The following is a 12,730-nucleotide window of genomic DNA, read 5'->3' on the forward strand; positions in this document are numbered from 1 at the left end:
CATCAACGCCAAGTTTGCCGAACTCAAGGCCCTGGGCCTGATCGTCGACGGCACCGCCTGGCTGAACGAAGACCTCAACACCGCGGGCAGCCTCAAGGCCGGCAAGCTGCGCATCGACTACGACTACACCCCGGTACCGCCGTTGGAAGACCTCGGGTTTCAGCAGCGCATCACCGACACCTATCTCGCCGACTTCGCCGAGCGCGTCGCCGCCACCGCCTGACGCGGTCCAGTACCGGGAACCCCAAGGAGCATTGAACGATGGCACTCCCCAAGAAACTCAAGGGCCTGAACCTGTTCGGCAACGGCGACAGCTACCAGGGCCAGGTCCAGTCGGTCACGCTGCCCACGCTCACGCGCAAGATAGAGGAATGGCGCGGCGGCGGCATGGACGGCACCGTCGGCATCGACATGGGCATGGATGGCCTGATGACCTGCCAATGGACGGTAGGCGGGCTGATCGAATCGATCTTCGACAACTTCGGCACCTCGCGCATCGACGCCGACCTGCTGCGCATGACCGGCAGCTATGAGCGCGATGACGTCGACGAGGTGGTCGCGGTGGAAGTGGTCATGCGCGGGCGTCACACCGAGATCGACATGGGCGACGCCCAGGACGGCGAGAACACCGAGCACAGCATCACCACCACCCTGAGCTACTACAAGCTCGTCATCGACGGCGCGACCAAAATCGAGGTCGACATCCCCAATGCCGTCTTCAAGGTCAACGGCGACGACCGCCTCGCCAAGCGGCGCCAGGCGCTCGGCATCTAAGCCGCGCGCCTCTAACCCGTGCACTACGTCACCCCCGACAGAATCCCGCCACCCCCGCCGGGGTGGTATGACCTCACCAGCAGAGAGCAAACCATGACCGAGAAGACCACCACCCCCGCCGCCCAGCCGACCACCGCCACCGTCGAACTCGATACGCCGGTGGTACGCGGTGAGCAGCGCATCGCCGAAATCGCCCTGCGCAAGCCCAGCGCCGGCGAGCTGCGCGGGGTCAACCTGGCCGACGTGCTGCAGATGCAGACCGACGCCTTGATCAAGCTGATCCCGCGCCTCTCCCAGCCCAGCCTGACCGACCACGAAGCGCGCCAGATGGACCCGGCAGACCTGGTGCAGTGCGGCAGCGAGATTGCCGGTTTTTTGCTCTCGAAGCGGGCACGGGGCGAGACCGAGTAAGCCTCCCCGCCTCGGTTGAAGACGCGATGGCCGACTTGGCCATCGTGTTTCACTGGACCCCCGCCGACTGCGCGGCATTCAGCCTGCGCGAATTGATGGAGTGGCGCGAGCGCGCCCGCAAACGCTCATCCCCCGAGGACACCCATGGCGCGCGATCTCAAACTGCAGGTCATCCTCGACGCCGTCGATAAGGCGACTCGCCCCCTACGCGCGATCCAGCGCCAAACCGAATCCGCGTCGACGGCTCTGAAAGAGCAGCGTCAAACACTCAAGCGGCTGCAGGCGGTCCAAAAAGACGTCAGCTCGTTCAAGACGCTGAAAAGCCAGTCCAATGCCACGGGGCAGGCACTACGCGAGCAGCAGGAGCGAATCAAACGCCTCTCGCGGCAGATGAGGGACAACCAGGGCGACACCCAGGCCCTGGCGGCCGAGCGGCGTAAAGCCATTGAGCAGGCGCGTAAGCTCAGCCAGCGCTACAGCGATGAACAGCAAAAACTGCAGCGGTTACGTTCGTCCCTGACCCAGTCCGGCGTCGACACGCGACAGCTAGGGCAGGCGCAGCAGAAACTGACGCAGGAGATGAACCAGGCCAACGCCGCGGTCGACGAGCAGAAGCGCAAGCTGCAGCAACTCGCCGAGCGTCAGCGCAAACTCGCCCAAGCTCAGAACCAGTACGACACCCGCATGGGCCGCGCCAACGCCATGCGCGGCGCGGGCATGGCCGGCATGGCCACCGGCGGCGCTGCGCTCTATGCCGGCGCCCGTGTGCTTTCCCCAGGCGTCGAATATGGCGAGCAGATGAGCGCGGTGCAGGCCGTCGGGCGGTTCAACGCGGATGATGAGCGTTTCCAGGCGCTGAAGCAGCAATCGCGCGACCTCGGCTCATCCACCGCGTTCAGCGCCAGCGAGGTCGGCGCCGGGCAGGAGTTTCTGCTGCGTGCAGGTATGAGTGCCGAGGCGATCCAGTCGTCGATGAAAGACGTACTCAATCTGGCGTTGGCCAACAACACCGAGCTAGGCCGAACCGCGGACATCGCCTCCAACATCGCCGGCACCTTCAAGATCGACCTGGAAAAAGAGGGCGCCATGGGGCACGTCGCCGACGTGCTCTCAGCCACGGCCAGTCGCGCCAACGTCGACCTCGAAAAGCTGGGAGAAACGGTCAAGTACCTGGGCGGTGCCGAAGACCTCGATCTAACCCTCGAGCAGGCCAGCGCCATGGCGGGCCTGCTCGGCAATATCGGTATTCAGGGCAGCCAAGCCGGTACCACGCTGCGCGGCATGATGAACCGGCTCACCGATCCGTCGAAGGAAGCGGCGGCCGTCATCAAAAACCTGGGCGTCCAGGTCTCCAACGCCGACGGCGAGATGAGAGACATGCCCGACATCCTGCGCGACATCAACGCGGCCACCAAGGATCTGGGCAACGCGGATCGCAAGCAGGCGCTGCAAAAGATATTCGGCGCCGAGGCCGGCTCGGGCATGGCCGAGCTTGTCAGTCAGATGAGCACCGGTGCGCTTGATGACCTCATCGCCAAGCTGCAGGTCGCGGCCGGCGAAAACGACCGCATGGCCAAGACCATGCAAGACAACCTCGGCGGCGACCTCAAGGGGCTCGGGTCAGCGTGGGAAGAAGTCGGGATCAGCATCACGGAGACCAACAAAGGAGGGCTGCGTGAGCTGATCCAGAACGTGACCGCCCTCACGCGGGGCATCGGCAACTGGATCAAAGAAAATCCCGAGCTGGCCAGCGGCCTATTCAAGGCCGCCGCCGGCCTCGCGGCCCTGGTCGCCGTGGGCGGTGCGTTGACGGTCATGCTGGCCTCGATCCTTGGCCCCATCGTCACCGTGCGCTATGGCATGGCCATGTTGGGGCTGCGCACCGAAGGTGCCGGCGGCGTGATCTACCGATTCACCAGCAAGATTTTGCCCGCCCTGGGCAAGGGGCTGGTCGGCATCGGCCGCGGATTTATCGGCCTGGCAGGCGCGATCGGCAAAGCCGGCCTCGCGCTACTGACCAACCCGATCACCTGGATCGTGCTCGGCATCGTCGCCGTGGTCGCCCTGCTCGCCGGTGCCGCGTACCTCATCTACAAAAACTGGGATGCCATCGCCGGCTGGTTCAGCGACCGCTGGCAGGAGGTCAAGGACGCCTTCAGCGGCGGCATCGGCAGCGTCATGCAGCTCTTGGCCAACTGGTCGCCGCTGGGGCTGGTGTGGAAAGGGATCACGACTGTCCTCTCAGCGATGGGCGTCGAGATCCCCGAAGAGATGCGCTCGCTCGGCAGCGCGATCAAGGCGGCGTGGAGCGGGCTAAGCGGATTCTTTAGCGGGCTGTGGGACGGTATCAAAAGCAGCGCCAGCACCGCCTGGGGCGCCGTGAGCGGCACCATCACCACCGCCTGGGATGGCATCAAGAATCACATCTCTAACCAGTGGGAAGGGTTCAAGCAGATACCGGCCAAACTCGCCGGCATCGGCGGTGACATCATGGATGGCCTGATCGGCGGGGTGAAAACCAAGGTCACCGCGCTCAAAGACTCGATCACCGGGATCGCGGGCAGCGTGAAAAGCTGGTTCGCCGACGTGCTCGGCATCAACAGCCCGTCGCGGGTGTTCGCCGAGTTCGGCGGCTGGATCGGCGAGGGGCTGATGAATGGACTCAAGGACAAATGGAACGCGCTCAAGGATAGCGTCACCGGCCTGGCCAGTGCCGTCACGGGCTGGTTCAAGGAAAAGCTCGACATCCACAGCCCGTCCCGCGTGTTCGCCAAGCTGGGCGGCTATACCGTCGACGGCTTGAATGTCGGCCTCGATCGGCAGCGCGACGAGCCGGCCAAGCGCGTTGCCGACATCGCCAAACGCGCCACCCGCGCCGGTGCCGGCATCGCCCTGGGCGCAGCGACCCTGCCCGCCGCGGCAATGCCCAGCTTCGATGCCGGCGAGCCGATCCGCTTCGACACCCGCCCGCCGATCAGCGCCGCCGGTGGCCAGCAGTCCGCCGACTACAGCATCCACATTGGCGACATCAATGTGACCCCAGGCCCAGGCATGGACGAGCAGACGCTCGCGCGCTACGTCGCGCAAGAGGTACAGCGCGCCCTGGCCGACGCCCAGCGCCAGCAGGCCGCCCGCCGCCGCTCGTCGATGTGGGATCAAGAGTGACGCGGGACCAGACATAGGAGATCAGCATGCTCATGGCCCTCGGCATGTTCGTGTTCGAGACGCGAACCGTGCCCTACCAGCAACTGCAGCGCGCCACCGAGTGGCGCCACACTTCGCAATCCCGCGTCGGCGACCGCCCGGCCTATCAGTTCGTCGGCCCGGGCTCGGACAAAATCACCCTCTCCGGCACCCTGCTGCCGGAATTCACCGGCGGCCGGCTGGATCTCGACGACATTCGCGACATGGCCGACCAGGGCAAAGCCTGGCCGCTGGTCGAAGGCACCGGGCGCCAGTACGGGCTGTGGGTCATCACCCAGGTCGATGAGACCTCGAGCACGCTGTTTCGTGACGGCGCCGCCGGCAAAATCGACTTCACCCTCTCGCTCGAGCACGTCGACGATGAGCGCACCGACCTGATCGGCGACCTCGGCACCTCGTCGCTCGCCCGCCTGGCCGGGGCCTATGCATGAACCGCGCGCCCGAGTACCGCCGCCCCGGCTACCGCATCACCCTCGCCGGGCAGGACATCACCCCGCGCATCAACGGCCGGCTGATCAACCTGCGCATCACCAGCCAGCGGGGCGAGGAAGCCGACCAGCTCGACCTCGCCCTCACCGATCACGATGGCCGCCTGGCGCTGCCGCCCCACGGCGCCACGCTGCACGTGGCCATCGGCTGGCGCGATGAGGGCCTGATCGATCGCGGCGTGTTCACCGTCGACGAGGTCGAGCACAGCGGCTCCCCGGACCAGATCACCATCCGGGCGCGCGCCGCGGACATGCGCCAGCTACTGCCCGGCAAACGCTCGCAGAGCTGGCACAACATCACCCTCGCCGACATCATCGACACCATCGCCAAGCGCCACAGCCTCAAGCCGGTGGTCGGCGAGACGCTGGCCGGCATCCGCGTGGGGCATATCGACCAGACCGACGAATCAGACCTCAATTTCCTCACCCGGCTCGGCAAGCGCTATGACGCCATCGCCGCGGTCAAGAGCGAGCGGATGCTGTTCACCCTCGCCGGCGAAGCGCTCACGGCTAGCGGGCTCGCCCTGCCCCGGGTCACCCTCACTCGCCGCGACGGCGATCAGCACCGCTACAGCCAGACCGACCGCGATGCGTACACCGGCGTGCGCGCGTTCTGGAACGACACCAGCGGCAGCAAGCGCAAGGTGGTCATCGCTGGCGAAGGCGAAAAGTTCAAGGATCTGCGCAACACCTACGCCAGCGAGCAGGACGCCCTGCACGCCGCCAAGGCCGAGCTTCGCCGCATCAACCGGGGCAAGGCCGAGTTCGAGCTGACGCTCGCCCACGGCCGCGCCGACCTCACCCCCGAAACCCCGCTCACCCTGCGCGGCTTCAAGGCCGGGATCGACGGCGACGGCTGGCTGATCACCGAGGTCGAGGACTCAGTGAGCGAGAGCGGATATGGCACCCGAGTACGTTGCGAGGTACTGGGCTCGGAGGTATCCGAAGACGACGAAGCGGCGAGCGAAGACGCCAGCCCCTAGCGCGGCGCTGAGTCGCAATATACTGTATAGGTAAACAGTAAACAGTGATGCCGCCATGTATGACCCCGCCCACGCCCGATGGCTCGAGCAGATGCTCGAGCGCGGCTGGATCGACCGATTCAAGCACTCGCCGCCCCACTACGACCGCATCGAATATCACTCGGTATGGAATGGCCGGATCTACTCCGGCCGTTGCACACTGGGCGACTACGCATGGAGTGACGCAAACACGCCAGGGCATCACTATTTTCTGATCGGGGCCGCACTGCCGCTGGGCGTTGGGCCACGTGTGTGGAGAATGGCCAAGGGGTCAGAGTGAGAGCGTGGGTGCGGCTAACGCAGCGCCTGCTGCGTGTCGTGTAGATACTCGCTGATCGCCTCGGCGCACTGCGCCCGGTGCTGTAGCGCCCGCTCACAGTAGTCATCCCAGCGCCCGCCGTGGCGCCGGCGGATCGCGCCGCGCAGCGACTCGGCGAACACCTCGGCGTGCACCTGAGCGCCGTGGTCCTGCAGGTAGTCGCGGCAGCAGTCATGAAACCGCCGGGCGTCAGCCGGGCTAGGCGTGTTCCACGTCGGCAGCGAGAACCAGGGCGCGAAGGCATCGACCAACGTCTGATCGACGTCGTCCACGGGCTCGCCATCGCCGATGGGGTGGCGGGCACGGCGCACCACCACGGCGGTGCCGGACACGCGCGAGGCCATCACCGGCGCCCCGCCGCCGACCGGTACCAAGCGCAGATCGGCCCCGACCCGGTGGGCGCGGTAGGCACATAGCCGCGCGCCATCGTCCCGCGCGACCACTAGGTCGCCATGCCCGGCGACGCGACCCTCGTCGGCGACCAGGACGTCGCCCTCGATCAGCTCCCCCTCGACCCCCGCACCCGCCACGACCTCGGCGAGATAGCAGCTCGCCGGGAGATCGCTGACGGGCATATGCTGGATGGCCGGATGGTCACGCACGACCAGCGCCGGCCCGAGGTAGCTAACCCGCATGCGTCAATGAACTACCAGATACGCGATACCCAGCAGCACCAGCAGGAATGCCCCGAAAAAGCCGCCCGCAAAGCAGCCAATCACAACGCTTGAGAAGCCGCCTTTGCCCTTCCGTTTCTGATCTTTCATGCCGTTGATTGCGACCACGAATGCGATCGCAATGCATACGACTACACCGGCAAACCACATAGAAACTCCAAGGCTGGATTTTTTATCGTCGCCCCTAGGCGATATCGCCCAGGCGTGTTCTGACCCGCCCCAGCACGGCGACGTCATCCATGCGGTCGGGCGGGATCATCTCGGGCTGATAGTGCGAGTTGTCGCTGATCAGCAGCATGGCCGCGCCGGCGAGACGCTGGACCCGTTTGATGCGTAGCTCACCGCTCACCCAGATCAGGAACACGCCGCCCGGCATCCAGTGTGTGTCGGCGAGATTGACGAACGTCCAGTCGCCATCGAACAGCGTCGGCTCCATCGAATCGCCGCGCACGCGCACGCCGGCGAGTCGGGCATCGGCGAGGCCGAGCTGGGCGATCAGCTCCGCGGTCAACGGAAAGTGCCCGATCACCGTCTCATGTTCCAGCGAGCGCCCAGCACCAGCCGCCCCTTCAACGTCGTAAAGCGGAACAGAGAGGGCTCCATCTGCGGCATCGAAAGAATCCGAAACGCTCCCACCAACGGGATTTGATCGAATCCCGGTCAGTACGAACTGAACGTCAACGCCAATCGACGCCAAAGAGGACAGATAGTCACCCTTGGGGCTTCTCTGGTCTGCCTCGTAGAGGCGCTGCGTGTTCTTGGTCACGCCCGCCTGCTCCCCGATTTCGGTCTGAGTCAGCTCGAGGCGAAGCCTTTCTTCGCGCAACCGGCTCCCAATAGAATCCATTTAATTCCCCAATCCTGTTGACAGGGATTCAAAGCGAGCCCTATCCTCCGTCGTACAGTCTTTAACCGCTAACCGCCAAGGAAGTCACTGCCATGACTGCCCAGCCGCCTATCGAAGTTCTCGGCTATTCCAGCACTGGCCTGCCGGCCAAGTTCCCCCACGTCGGCCATAGCGGCACGCGGGCCATGATGGCGAAGGCCGCAACCAGGGTTGAGTACCCGTCCGACCTCATACGCATGGGGGAAGATCTTTTCGGCTGCGGCCTACCCGATGTGACGGTCAGCTATCGCTATCGAGGCGCATCAGAAACTGAAGTCCGCGAACTGACCCTCGTTCGCCAACAACGTCGCGAAGGCCAAGATCAGCCAGCTCCCTCTCCATCCGCATGCCTTCCGTCATGCCAACCCCAATGACCCGGTACACCTCGCCATCACGGTTGGCGATGCCCATGAGGTACTCGTCGCCAGAGAAAGGGTTGAAGGCATCAGGGTCTTCCGGGGGCTGAACCTTCTCGATGGCCGCGCTGACTCGGTCGTCGTAGTCGGGAACGTCAACACCGTCGATGTAGCCAATCGCCATAAACGCACCTCTTTAAGACCATTTAGGAGCTTAACACATGACCCAAGCCCGTCGCCGCCAATCTCCCCATGGCTGTAGCTGCCCAATCATGGCCATCGTGACGCCCGAAGAGCGCGCCCGTGTCGAAAAGCTCGCCGAGCAGGAGATGCGCTCTCTCTCCGGCACGCTGCGAATGCTGATGTTGCGCGGCCTGGAGAACTACCCCAGCGCCCGCCCCGAACCGACTAACCAGACCGTCCAGTAACGCAAGGAACCGCAGCCATGCATCAGGACAGTAAGCGCCTCAAGGCCCATCGCACCGGCATCAACCTGGACGAGTACGAGGACAACCTGATCGATGCGCTCGTCGACTACACCGGCATCGAAAAGGCCACGTTGCTGCGCCAGATGGTCATGCGCGAGGCGCTGGAAATGCTCGGCGTTCGCGATATCCACGAGTTCGATGCGGTGAGTATCGCCGTCTCGAACGCGATTCCGAAGCTCCATTAAGGCCCGCCCAAGGTCCTCGAGAGGTGACCATGCCCAATTCACGCCATATCACGTTCTCCGCTGACCCGGACACGCATCGCGTGTTGGAGGCGGTGCGTGAACAGCAGGGGCTGGAAACGACCGATCAGGCGGCCGAATTCCTGATTCGGCGCCGAATGCGCCTGATGTCCCAGCGCGCCGCCGGCCCGCGCAATCTCACGCCGGTCAGAGGGCGCCGGTAATGCGCAACCTCTGGACATGCCCCGAGTGCGGATCGCCGAGCCGCCTGCGCCGCTCCCGGCTGATGCCGGGCGCGCCCGGCGTCTCCTACCAGCAGTGCACCGAGCCGGCATGCGGCTGGTGCGGAAATGCCACCCATGTGGCCAAGAAGACGCTCACGCCCTCGGCGCTGAGCGAAGACGACAAGACCGCCGCCCGCCGTGAGGCCGCGGCGAACCGCGATTCGAGCCGCCCCCAGTGGGAGTGCTTCGAGTGCCATTCGCGCTGCGTCGTGCGCACGTCCAAGCAACTGCTGAGCGACTACCGCGTGACCTACCTGATCTGCACCCGAGAGGGGTGCGGCTGGCACGGCATCGGCGAGTACGTCGTCGACAAGACGATCAGCCCCAGCGGTATCCCGAATCCCGAGTATCAGCGGCGTTTCGCCGGGCATCTGCCCTACGAGTTCAAGCCGATGATGAAGCCACCGGTCGACTTTTTCCCTGAGCTGTTGAACCCCCAAAAAATCTGAGGTGACCCCATGACGATCGACACCCTCACCGCTGGCCGTGCTGCCCAGCGGGCTCCCCAGCTCGGCCCGCAGAACGCCGCCACGGCCTATTTGCTGCGCCACTGCCGCGGGCTGGACCGCGCCGCGGCGCTCGAGGATTGCACCCGGCATCTGATGAGCGAGCACGCGATGAGCGAGGCGCGGGCCGAGCTGGCCGCGCTGCACGCCAGCGCCGAGCTGGAATCGCTCAACCAGGTGGCGTGGCTCGATCTGAGCGCGAGCACCGAGCACGTGGTGGTGCTGCGCACCGCCGGCGGCGCGCCGATCCCGTTCACGGTCGGCGACCTGCTCGCCGCGCGGGAGCTGGCGCGGGACCGCGGCGCGTTGCGCGTGGTCAATCACCGCCCGCTGCCGGCCGTCCAGTAACCCACACCCGACGGGAGCCGATCATGACCGCAACCCAGCACGTCACCACTACGACCCCGCCGCATCTATCCGTCGTCCAGCCGGATGGCCGCGCCGGCTTTGGCGCCCTGCGCGCCGAGCTGCACGCCCGCTGCGCCGACGAAGACCTCGCCGCGCTGTGGGCCGGCTTGAAGCTGGCCGAGCGCAAGGCGCTGGCAGCCAGCGCCGGGCTAGAAGCGCGCGATGCATTGCGCAGCATCGAGAGCATGAGCCAGACCGACCGCGACGCGATCCGCGCCGCCATCGGCCGGATGAGCCATTACGCCCAGGGCCTGCGCGGCCAGCTCATGCCGCGCCAGGGCAGCCACCCCAGCCGGGCGCTGGCTGCCAATGCGCGCCGCGCGTTGGATGACGGCGACACCCGCGCCGCACGCCACTGGCTGGACCTGATCGAACAGGGGGCGAAGTGAGCGAGAGCGCCATCGAGCAGTCCCTCAGCTTCGGCACCGCCGAGTGCCACCGGTGGCGCCAGGCGTTCTTTGATCGCCTGCCGTCACTGGCCGAGGATCTGGCCGCCGGCTTCGTCGAGATCGCCCAGCGCCACGGCAATGCCGCGGGTAACCGCTGGCTGGCCAGGCACACCGGCAGGCTGATCGAGCCCGGCCACGTGTTCCGCCGCTTCGAGAGCATCGCCGATGACCTGCGCCGGGCGTTTGCCGAGATTCGCCGCCAATCCGACGCCGCCCTGCCGGGGCTGGTGGCCGGGTGCGACTGGCTGGCGACTGTCGAGAAACGCCTGACGGTGGGCTCGCTCAACGCTACCCACGACGATGACGCCCTCGTCGATTACGCCAAGGCGCAGGCCCTGGGCGTCGAGGACGTGCGTAACGCGGTCATCGGCAACATCGCCAGCCACAACCGCCGCCTGCGCCTGGGGCTGCTGCCGCCGCCGCGCCGCTTGCCGCCGGTGCGCGGTGAGACGATCTCCGCCCAGGCGCGCCACCTGGCCATGCTGATCGCCCAGGCGCCCAACCCGTTGACCCCGCCGCTCCCCACCATCCCGCTGCTCGCGGTGTTTAGCTGGCAGCGCGCGCCGGTCATGACCATCGCGGTAGCCGATGAGCTGGCGCTTGGCCGCGCACGGGAGCGCGCCAGGCTGCACGGCATCGCCCCGCCAAGCCCGCGGCTCAAGCCGGCGGCCCAGCTCGCCCGGCTGGGCTGCGATAAGTGGTGGCGGCGCAAGCTGCGCCGGGCCGCCGGGCGGCGCCTCGAGCAGGTGATGCGCGAGGCGCGCCGGGTGCACAAGCGAGCCGGCATCTACTGTAGCGACCTGACGGTCGAGCGCCGCCGCGCCCAGAAGGTGCGCAACCGCGCGCTGCTGGAAACCCTCGAAGCAATCAACCAGGACGACCAGACCTACACCCTGGCCGAGCTGGCTGAGCTGGGGCTGGCCAACCCGGACCACCGCCGCGCCGAACTGATGCTGCGCATCCGCGATACCGAGGTCGAGGCAAACCGCCTGGGCCACGTGGGGCTGTTCTTCACCCTGACCACGCCGAGCCGCTTTCACCCGGTGCTGGCTGCCAGCTCGCAGCGCAATCCGAAGTACGACGGCAGCACCCCGCGCGATGCCCAGCAGCACCTGCAGGCGCTGTGGGCCAAGGCCCGCGCCTCGCTGGCGCGCGATGGCCTCGGCATCTATGGCATCCGCGTGGTGGAGCCGCACCACGACGGCACGCCGCACTGGCATCTGCTGGTGTGGGCCAAACCCGAGAACGTCGAGGCGGTGACCGAGACCCTACGCGGCTACGCCGAGGCGGAATCGCCGGAGGAGCTGTTCGACCGCTTCGGCCAGAAGACCACCGCGCGATTCAAGGTAGAGATCATCGACCGCGCCCGCGGCACCGCCGCCGGCTACGTGGCCAAGTACATCAGCAAGAACATCAACGGCGAGCAGTTCACCCGCGCCGGGGTCGACGGCGACCACCTCGACCGCTACGGCCACGACCTCGCCGACTCCGCCCCGCGCATCGAGGCGTGGGCGGCTACCTGGGGCATTCGCCAGTTTCAGTTCATGGGCCTACCCAGCGTCACCGTGTGGCGCGAGGTGCGCCGGCTGACCGAGCAGCAGGCGGACGCCCTGCGCCGGTGGGAAGAAGCGACCCAGCCGCGGGCGTCCATCGCCCGGGTGCTGCACCAGGTGCGCGCCGCCGCCCTGGCCGGCCAGTGGGATCAGTTCGTCCGCCTGATGGGCGGGCCCAATGCGCCGCGCAAGCTGCAGCCGATCAAGCCGTGGTCGATCCCCGCCTATCGCCTCGACAGCCAAGCCGACGACATAAGCCACGCCACCGGCGAGGTGAATCGTGGGCTCATCGAGCGCGGCCGCTACGGCGACGAGATCAAAGTCCCCAAGGGTCTGGTGGTCACCGACCGCCGTGGCCGCTCGGCCGAATACCTCACCCGCCTCTATCGCTGGGACGTGCGCCCCAAGCGTGCGGCGGCGGGTGGTTTTTCGGGAGGCGGCGCAGCCGCCGACCCTTGGACTTGTGTCACTAACTGTACGGCCCCCGCCCCGGGGGCCGGCCAAAGCCTCGTTCCCAAGGGCATTTTGACCCCGCGCGAACCCTCGCCGGCGGAGCTACAAGCGCAGATCGAGCGCTATCAAGAGTGGCGCGCGAGTGAAGAGATGCGCGCCGAGCTGGAAAACGCCGACCTCGAGCACCGACAGATACGCGACGCCGCCCAGCGGCACGCCAAACCCGCCGCTCTGCCGTTGTGGCAGGGCGAGTATTTCCCCGACGGCATCTGA

The 12,730-nt window shown here is 66.6% G+C and carries 18 protein-coding genes; 14 read left to right on the forward strand and 4 right to left on the reverse strand.

Going from position 1 to position 12,730, the window contains the following annotated elements; genetic code table 11:
• The 7 genes from DOM67_RS11300 to DOM67_RS11335 form a co-directional block, all read left to right on the forward strand.
• Nucleotides 1–223: phage tail sheath C-terminal domain-containing protein (locus tag DOM67_RS11300; RefSeq protein WP_280951062.1), on the forward strand; the 223-nt coding region annotated here is incomplete at its 5' end.
• A gap of 38 nt (nt 224–261) precedes the next feature.
• Nucleotides 262–774, forward strand: coding sequence for a phage major tail tube protein (locus DOM67_RS11305; RefSeq protein WP_110675912.1), 513 nt, complete (start codon nt 262–264; stop codon nt 772–774).
• 93 nt (nt 775–867) lie between these two features.
• The gene (locus DOM67_RS11310) at nt 868–1,185 is read left to right on the forward strand and encodes a phage tail assembly protein (RefSeq protein ID WP_110675914.1); all 318 of its coding nucleotides are present in this window, start codon (nt 868–870) and stop codon (nt 1,183–1,185) included.
• Nucleotides 1,186–1,329: 144 nt separating this feature from the next.
• Complete coding sequence (locus tag DOM67_RS11320) at nt 1,330–4,350, forward strand: phage tail tape measure protein (RefSeq protein ID WP_110675918.1); 3,021 nt, start codon at nt 1,330–1,332, stop codon at nt 4,348–4,350.
• A gap of 26 nt (nt 4,351–4,376) precedes the next feature.
• The gene (locus tag DOM67_RS11325) at nt 4,377–4,820 is read left to right on the forward strand and encodes a phage tail protein (protein WP_110675920.1); all 444 of its coding nucleotides are present in this window, start codon (nt 4,377–4,379) and stop codon (nt 4,818–4,820) included.
• On the forward strand, nt 4,817–5,860 hold the full coding sequence (locus tag DOM67_RS11330; RefSeq protein ID WP_110675922.1) for a contractile injection system protein, VgrG/Pvc8 family: 1,044 nt from the start codon (nt 4,817–4,819) through the stop codon (nt 5,858–5,860). The genes DOM67_RS11325 and DOM67_RS11330 overlap by 4 nt, the downstream gene beginning before the upstream one ends.
• Nucleotides 5,861–5,915: 55 nt before the next feature.
• A complete protein-coding gene (locus DOM67_RS11335) occupies nt 5,916–6,179 on the forward strand; it encodes a hypothetical protein (RefSeq protein WP_110675924.1) in 264 nt (87 codons plus the stop codon).
• Between the two features lie 14 nt (nt 6,180–6,193).
• Here the strand turns inward: DOM67_RS11335 and DOM67_RS11340 are convergent, their stop codons facing one another.
• The 4 genes from DOM67_RS11340 to DOM67_RS11355 all read right to left on the reverse strand — a co-directional run bounded on the left by DOM67_RS11340 (nt 6,194) and on the right by DOM67_RS11355 (nt 8,318).
• A complete protein-coding gene (locus DOM67_RS11340) occupies nt 6,194–6,853 on the reverse strand; it encodes a hypothetical protein (RefSeq protein WP_110675926.1) in 660 nt (219 codons plus the stop codon).
• A 3-nt stretch (nt 6,854–6,856) separates the two neighbouring features.
• Nucleotides 6,857–7,042 (reverse strand): hypothetical protein, encoded by a 186-nt coding sequence (locus DOM67_RS11345; RefSeq protein ID WP_110675928.1) that lies wholly within the window; start codon nt 7,040–7,042, stop codon nt 6,857–6,859.
• Nucleotides 7,043–7,076: 34 nt separating this feature from the next.
• Entirely contained in the window at nt 7,077–7,739 is a 663-nt protein-coding gene (locus DOM67_RS11350; protein WP_110675930.1) for a S24 family peptidase, read from the reverse strand.
• A gap of 279 nt (nt 7,740–8,018) precedes the next feature.
• Complete coding sequence (locus DOM67_RS11355; protein ID WP_110675932.1) at nt 8,019–8,318, reverse strand: hypothetical protein; 300 nt, start codon at nt 8,316–8,318, stop codon at nt 8,019–8,021.
• A gap of 37 nt (nt 8,319–8,355) precedes the next feature.
• Here DOM67_RS11355 and DOM67_RS11360 point away from each other — a divergent pair, with 37 nt between their 5' ends.
• From DOM67_RS11360 to DOM67_RS11390, 7 genes are read left to right on the forward strand one after another with little or no spacing between them, the layout of a single operon-like run.
• Nucleotides 8,356–8,562 (forward strand): hypothetical protein, encoded by a 207-nt coding sequence (locus tag DOM67_RS11360; RefSeq protein WP_110675934.1) that lies wholly within the window; start codon nt 8,356–8,358, stop codon nt 8,560–8,562.
• Between the two features lie 17 nt (nt 8,563–8,579).
• A complete protein-coding gene (locus DOM67_RS11365; RefSeq protein ID WP_110675936.1) occupies nt 8,580–8,807 on the forward strand; it encodes a hypothetical protein in 228 nt (75 codons plus the stop codon).
• 29 nt (nt 8,808–8,836) lie between these two features.
• On the forward strand, nt 8,837–9,028 hold the full coding sequence (locus tag DOM67_RS11370) for a hypothetical protein (protein WP_110675938.1): 192 nt from the start codon (nt 8,837–8,839) through the stop codon (nt 9,026–9,028).
• A complete protein-coding gene (locus DOM67_RS11375; RefSeq protein WP_110675940.1) occupies nt 9,028–9,537 on the forward strand; it encodes an ogr/Delta-like zinc finger family protein in 510 nt (169 codons plus the stop codon). The genes DOM67_RS11370 and DOM67_RS11375 overlap by 1 nt, the downstream gene beginning before the upstream one ends.
• Before the next feature lie 9 nt (nt 9,538–9,546).
• Complete coding sequence (locus tag DOM67_RS11380; RefSeq protein ID WP_110675942.1) at nt 9,547–9,942, forward strand: hypothetical protein; 396 nt, start codon at nt 9,547–9,549, stop codon at nt 9,940–9,942.
• 23 nt (nt 9,943–9,965) lie between these two features.
• Entirely contained in the window at nt 9,966–10,391 is a 426-nt protein-coding gene (locus DOM67_RS11385) for a hypothetical protein (RefSeq protein ID WP_110675944.1), read from the forward strand.
• On the forward strand, nt 10,388–12,730 hold the full coding sequence (locus DOM67_RS11390; protein WP_110675947.1) for a replication endonuclease: 2,343 nt from the start codon (nt 10,388–10,390) through the stop codon (nt 12,728–12,730). The genes DOM67_RS11385 and DOM67_RS11390 overlap by 4 nt, the downstream gene beginning before the upstream one ends.

This window comes from Salinicola sp. RZ23, assembly GCF_003206675.1.
Lineage (GTDB): Bacteria > Pseudomonadota > Gammaproteobacteria > Pseudomonadales > Halomonadaceae > Salinicola > Salinicola endophyticus.

Excerpts from the sequence above, each read along its gene's own strand:
- DOM67_RS11350 (WP_110675930.1), bottom strand. The coding sequence starts at position 7,739 with ATGGATTCTATTGGGAGCCGGTTGCGCGAAGAAAGGCTTCGCCTCGAG.
- DOM67_RS11330 (WP_110675922.1), top strand. The coding sequence starts at position 4,817 with ATGAACCGCGCGCCCGAGTACCGCCGCCCCGGCTACCGCATCACCCTC.
- DOM67_RS11355 (WP_110675932.1), bottom strand. The coding sequence starts at position 8,318 with ATGGCGATTGGCTACATCGACGGTGTTGACGTTCCCGACTACGACGAC.
- DOM67_RS11375 (WP_110675940.1), top strand. The coding sequence starts at position 9,028 with ATGCGCAACCTCTGGACATGCCCCGAGTGCGGATCGCCGAGCCGCCTG.
- DOM67_RS11380 (WP_110675942.1), top strand. The coding sequence starts at position 9,547 with ATGACGATCGACACCCTCACCGCTGGCCGTGCTGCCCAGCGGGCTCCC.
- DOM67_RS11335 (WP_110675924.1), top strand. The coding sequence starts at position 5,916 with ATGTATGACCCCGCCCACGCCCGATGGCTCGAGCAGATGCTCGAGCGC.
- DOM67_RS11365 (WP_110675936.1), top strand. The coding sequence starts at position 8,580 with ATGCATCAGGACAGTAAGCGCCTCAAGGCCCATCGCACCGGCATCAAC.
- DOM67_RS11340 (WP_110675926.1), bottom strand. The coding sequence starts at position 6,853 with ATGCGGGTTAGCTACCTCGGGCCGGCGCTGGTCGTGCGTGACCATCCG.
- DOM67_RS11345 (WP_110675928.1), bottom strand. The coding sequence starts at position 7,042 with ATGTGGTTTGCCGGTGTAGTCGTATGCATTGCGATCGCATTCGTGGTC.
- DOM67_RS11320 (WP_110675918.1), top strand. The coding sequence starts at position 1,330 with ATGGCGCGCGATCTCAAACTGCAGGTCATCCTCGACGCCGTCGATAAG.
- DOM67_RS11370 (WP_110675938.1), top strand. The coding sequence starts at position 8,837 with ATGCCCAATTCACGCCATATCACGTTCTCCGCTGACCCGGACACGCAT.
- DOM67_RS11305 (WP_110675912.1), top strand. The coding sequence starts at position 262 with ATGGCACTCCCCAAGAAACTCAAGGGCCTGAACCTGTTCGGCAACGGC.
- DOM67_RS11385 (WP_110675944.1), top strand. The coding sequence starts at position 9,966 with ATGACCGCAACCCAGCACGTCACCACTACGACCCCGCCGCATCTATCC.
- DOM67_RS11310 (WP_110675914.1), top strand. The coding sequence starts at position 868 with ATGACCGAGAAGACCACCACCCCCGCCGCCCAGCCGACCACCGCCACC.
- DOM67_RS11360 (WP_110675934.1), top strand. The coding sequence starts at position 8,356 with ATGACCCAAGCCCGTCGCCGCCAATCTCCCCATGGCTGTAGCTGCCCA.
- DOM67_RS11325 (WP_110675920.1), top strand. The coding sequence starts at position 4,377 with ATGCTCATGGCCCTCGGCATGTTCGTGTTCGAGACGCGAACCGTGCCC.